Raw genomic sequence first — 4,871 nt, 5'->3', positions numbered from 1 at the left:
CGCGCTGTGGGACCCGGCCACGCTGGCGCTGGCGGATGGTGCGGCGGTGACGAGCTGGACGGACGCGGTCGGCGGCGCGGTGGCGAGGCAGACCGGGGACAGCGGCGCTTCGCACAGCTTCGTGGCCAGTTCCGGCGGGCTGCCGGCGGTGCGGCTGTCGGGCGCGGCGGTGCTGGCGACGGCGGGAGCGAACGCCGCCAATGCCGCGATGACCGGTGGCGAACGGGCGATCATGGTCGTGGCGCGCGCGATCCAGACCGCCGGCGCGGGTCAGGTAAACCCGGTGCTGGTCGCGTCGGGCGACGGCACCGGGCTGTTGCTCCAGGCGACGCCGACGCAGACGGGCCGCTATGGTTCGATGTACGACTGCGCGGACGCGGGGATGCGGACGATCGGGTGGAGCGGGTCCGGCGCGCGGCAGTTCTGGATGGACGGGATCAACGGCTCGGCGGTCGCGACCACCGATCAGGCCGGTGGCCAGATCACGATCGGCGGCTGGAAGAACGCGGGCAGCCTGTCGGGTGGCCGCGCCGACATCCTCGCCGTCATCGTGTTCAACCGCGCGATCACGGCCGCCGACTTCAAGCAGGTGCACCGCCGTTACTGCGAGCTGCTCGGCCAGGCGCGGCCGGGTGGCGCGGCGCGGATCGTGTCGATGCTGGGCGACAGCCTGACCGCCGGTTATCCGGTCGGCGTCGCGAACAGCTATCAGTTCCAGCTCAAGGCGGGGCTCGGGCTGGCGTGGGGCAGTTGGGATGCGCTCGGAGTCGCGGGTTTCACGATGGACGATCTCCGTAACCGCACGCTGCCGTCACTGGGCGATACGCCGACCGCGACGGGCACGCGCAACATCGTGTGCGCGTTCGAATGGGCCAATCAGGCGCAATATGTGAGCAGCGCGCCGGCGCAGACGATCGCGGCGGCACGGTCGTTCATCGACGCGCTGACCGCCGTCTCGCCCGGTATCGAGCTGCTGTTCGGCACCTCGACGGACCGGGGCGATGGCTTTGGGCAGGCGCACTATCCCGATCGTGTCGCCTACAACGCATTCTGGGACACCGCCGCCAACCGCGCCGGGATCACGACGCTGGTCAAGCTGCACCTGGACGCGAGCATCGGCGTGCAGGGTGTGGCGCCGACGACCGGGGCCGCGAACACCTATTACCAAGCGGACAGCCTCCACCTTCAGACCGCCGGCTATGGGCTGATCGACGACGGCCCGAACGGCTTCCGCCCGGCCGTCCAGGCGAGGCTGGCGGCCTAGCGCGCCACCGACCCATGCCCGACGATCAGGATGCGGCACCGCCGTATCGATCGAGCCACGAGCCGCGCGGATCACGCCCGTTCGGTTGACAGATGCCGTTCCTCTTCGGCCGTCTCGCGCAGCAGCTCGGGCGCGGGCTCGGCGGACAGGGACGGCAGTCCGCGCCACCGGAAGACGGCGAACAGCGCCGCGGTTCCGGCCACCCCGATGGCGGCGCCCCAGGCGATCAGCGGCCCGATGCCGCTCGCCACCGGCAGCCGGTCGATCGCCACCACCGCGACCACCAGCGCCGCCGTCATCAACAGGTCCAGGCGAGGGCGGAGATAGCCGCGCCGGACGCAGACCGCGAGCATGTATAGATGACCCACGGCCAGGCCCAGCACATAGGCGAAGGCGAAGCCCGTCGCGCCGGCGCCGATGGCGTAGACCACGGCCACGCCGATCGCGAAGGCGGCGAGGCGGACCAGCACCACCCAGACCTCGTAGCGCGGCGTATCTTCGACCAGTGGAAAGTGCCGCAGGCTCGATTCGGCGGTGTCGAAGAAGACGCCCAGCGCCAGGATCTGCGCGAACAGCGCCGCTCCTTGATATTGCCGGGCGTAGAGCAGGCCGAAGAACGCCGGCGCGACCGCCGCCAGCGCCAGCACCAGCACGGCGGTATAGAGCAGCATGGTCGTGCGGACGGCCAGCAGCCGGCGTCGCGGCTCGGCCCCGCCGGTCAGGAACTGGACGGCCAGCGGGTAGTAGACGCTGGCGCTCCAGCGCTGCGTCACCTGCGCGGGGATCGCCGCGAAGTTGCTGCCGATGCCGTACAAGCCCAGCGCCGGCAGCCCGAACAGGAACGGAAACAGCGCCTTGTCGCCCTGCGCGCCGGCGAAGGTCAGCGTGGAGGAGGCCTGGATCCAGCGCGAGAACCGCCACTGCCGGGCCATGTAGGGGAAGTCGATGATCAGCCGCGGCCAGCGCCGCGCCATCAGGTGGCCGCCCAGCGACTGGACGGCGGTGCCCACGAGCGAGCCGATCACCAGCGCCCATACCGTCGGGGTGATGAACGCCATCCCGACCGACAGCACCATGCCACCGACCCGTCCGACCAGCTCCAGCAGGGTCGACGGCAGCAGCCGGCGCTGGCCGAGCGCGAGCGTGGGATACAGGCTCGCCAAGCTCTGCAGGAGCGGCGCCAGCGCCAGCGCGAACAGGACGTCACGCAGGCGTGTATCGCCGTACAGCCAGCCCACCGGCGCCGCGGCCGCCAGCATCGCCACCGACACGCCGACCCCGCGCACCATTTGCATCGTCCACAGCCGATCCTCGTCGTCCCGGCTCATGTCGCCTTCCCGCAGCGCCGTGATCGCGATGCCGACGTCGGACACCATGGTGATGCCGGTCAGGATCAGCGTGGTGAGCGCCATCAGCCCGAACGCGCTGGGCAGGAGTAACCGGGCGAGCGCGACGTTGCTCACCATCCGCAGGACGCTCTGCGCGCCCGTGTTGCCGATGATCATCGCCGACGGATTGCGGATCACGCGATCCCACAGCTGCACCGACCAGTTCATTACGCCGCGCGCGCGAGGCGCGACGGAATCGTTGCTCATCGGCGCGGTCCGGAACACATGCCTTGCCCGTTCCCTCCGAGCCGCCCGGAAGTCAACGGTCATGGTTCAAGGCGAAGTATCGGCCATGATCATCGGATCGGGCGGGATCAGCGCCGCAGGCGACGGGCCATCTGGCGGGCGAGTTCCGTCATCTCGCGCAGCAGCGGCGTTCGATCGGCGAACCCCAATTGATGGACGTCGGTGCGCGACGGGCGCTGGATCCCCAGTTCGGGCAGCGCGAGCCAGGTGCCCAGATCGGAATGCTCGCGTCGCAACCAATTATAGGCGCCATCGACGTGCATGGGTCCACCCGCCGGATCGCCGGGCGCGCGCTCCAGCATTCGCGCCAGATAGGGTGCGGCCGCCGCGATGGTCGCCGCCGAGAAGCCGACGAAATGGGAGGTGTCGATGGTCAGCGTCGGCGACACCGCCGCGAGTTCTTCGCCGCGAACGGGCGGACCTGCGTTCCGATAGCCGCCATAGAACAAACCCCATTCCTCCTGCCGCAACCGCGCCAGTGTCGTAGGGAGCCGCAGCTCGGCGTCTCTCGTGAAGTCGACGTCGTCCTCCAGGATCAGCAGGCTCGCGCACCCGTCGGTGGCGGCGGTGTGGAGGATGTCGAGGTGGCTCATGAAGCAACCCCGGGCGCCGATCGTGGTGAACGGACCGGCGTCGGTCGGGCGGCTGGCTGGATGGAAGGCGACGCGCTCGCCATCAACGGCCAGCCCCAGTCGCGCGAGCTGCCTGGCGGTCTCGCGCCGCCGGTCCCGCCGCGCAGGCAGGTTGATGATCCGGACCCGCTCAAAGGTCTGGAGCAGGGCCTCGCCCGCGGCGTTGATCGTCACGCTGTCACCCTTTCGCGCCTAAGGCCGGCCGGACGATGACCGGTCGGCCGACATTGCGCAAGTATCCGGTCGGGAGGCGCCATTCGTCCCGGATCGGCACCGTTCCCCGTCAAACCGTTGGATTGCAAGCGAAGCGCCGTTTGGATAGGACGATCCGTCGGCATCAATCCGACATGGGCGGGGAGGGTGGCTCATTTCGGCAATCGTGGAGACGCGCCAGGGCAGGCTGACGCAATGGCGGCGATGGCCGGTGTCGCTGTGGCTGCTGCTCGGTGGCTGCGCGCTCGCCGCGCCGGTGATGACGCACGTCGCGCGCGAAAGCTGGAGCACCGATCAGGGCGCGCACGGCCCGCTCGTGCTCGCGATCGGCGTCTGGCTGCTGAGCCGCGAATGGCCGGCGGCGCGATCGGTCGCCCGGCCCGGCTCGCCCGTGCTCGCGGTCGCGCTGCTCGCCGTCCTGTTGCCGTTCTACGTCTTCGCGCGGGTGACCAGCACCGTCGAGCTGGAAGCCGCCGCGATGTGCGCCATCCTGCTCACGGCCGGCCTGGCGACGGTGGGCGGGCCGGTGCTGCGCCGGCTCTGGTTTCCGCTGATCTTCCTCCTGTTCGCCTTTCCGCCCCCCGATACGCTCTATGCGCTGCTGACGCAGCCGCTCAAGATCGCGGTGTCGGGCTGGGCGGTGACGCTGCTCGGCGCGCTGGGTTATCCGGTCGCCGGATCGGGCGTGAGCATCCAGATCGGCCAGTACGAGATGCTGGTGGCGGCGGCCTGCGCGGGCATGAACTCGCTGATCAGCCTCACCGCGCTGGGCCTGTTCTACAGCTACATTCGCCACAGCGCGAACTGGCGTTACATGCTGTTGCTGGTGCTCTGTATTTTGCCCGTCGCGGTGCTCGCGAACCTGGTTCGGGTGCTGCTGCTGCTGCTGGTCACTTATCATTTCGGCGAGGCGGCCGGGCAGGGATTTGTTCATGAAGCGGCGGGCATGACGATGTTCGTGACCGCGCTGCTCGGCATCTTTTTGATCGACAGCCTGGCGGCCCCGCTGCGCCGCCGCCTGTCGGCAAGGGCAGTGGCGCCATGACGGACGAAGGCTGGATCGCGCGCGAGACGACGCGGCCGGGAGCGCTGCCGTCGCGGCGGCAGGCGCTGATCGGCGGCGCGCTG

General features: G+C 69.9%; 4 protein-coding genes. 2 read left to right on the top strand and 2 right to left on the bottom strand.

The annotated features are described in order from the left end of the window. The coding region (locus HUU95_RS08365) for an SGNH/GDSL hydrolase family protein (protein ID WP_174279702.1) at positions 1–1,264 on the top strand (1,264 nt) is incomplete at its 5' end. 71 nt (positions 1,265–1,335) lie between these two features. Here the strand turns inward: HUU95_RS08365 and HUU95_RS08360 are convergent. Both HUU95_RS08360 and HUU95_RS08355 read right to left on the bottom strand, forming a co-directional pair. Beyond that, positions 1,336–2,859, bottom strand: coding sequence for an oligosaccharide flippase family protein (locus tag HUU95_RS08360; protein WP_174279701.1), 1,524 nt, complete (start codon positions 2,857–2,859; stop codon positions 1,336–1,338). 107 nt (positions 2,860–2,966) lie between these two features. Continuing rightward, on the bottom strand, positions 2,967–3,704 hold the full coding sequence (locus HUU95_RS08355) for a glycosyltransferase family 25 protein (protein WP_174279700.1): 738 nt from the start codon (positions 3,702–3,704) through the stop codon (positions 2,967–2,969). A gap of 205 nt (positions 3,705–3,909) precedes the next feature. Between HUU95_RS08355 and xrtV the strand changes: the two genes are divergently transcribed. After that, positions 3,910–4,788 (top strand): exosortase V, encoded by an 879-nt coding sequence (xrtV, locus tag HUU95_RS08350; RefSeq protein WP_254602692.1) that lies wholly within the window; start codon positions 3,910–3,912, stop codon positions 4,786–4,788. Positions 4,789–4,871 lie beyond the last annotated feature (83 nt).

Source organism: Sphingomonas bacterium (assembly GCF_903643065.1).
GTDB lineage: Bacteria > Pseudomonadota > Alphaproteobacteria > Sphingomonadales > Sphingomonadaceae > Sphingomonas.
The sequence above is the reverse complement of the archived record's forward strand: the minus strand, read 5'-3'. Positions and strand labels throughout refer to the sequence as shown.

Excerpts from the sequence above, each read along its gene's own strand:
- HUU95_RS08360 (WP_174279701.1), bottom strand. The coding sequence starts at position 2,859 with ATGAGCAACGATTCCGTCGCGCCTCGCGCGCGCGGCGTAATGAACTGG.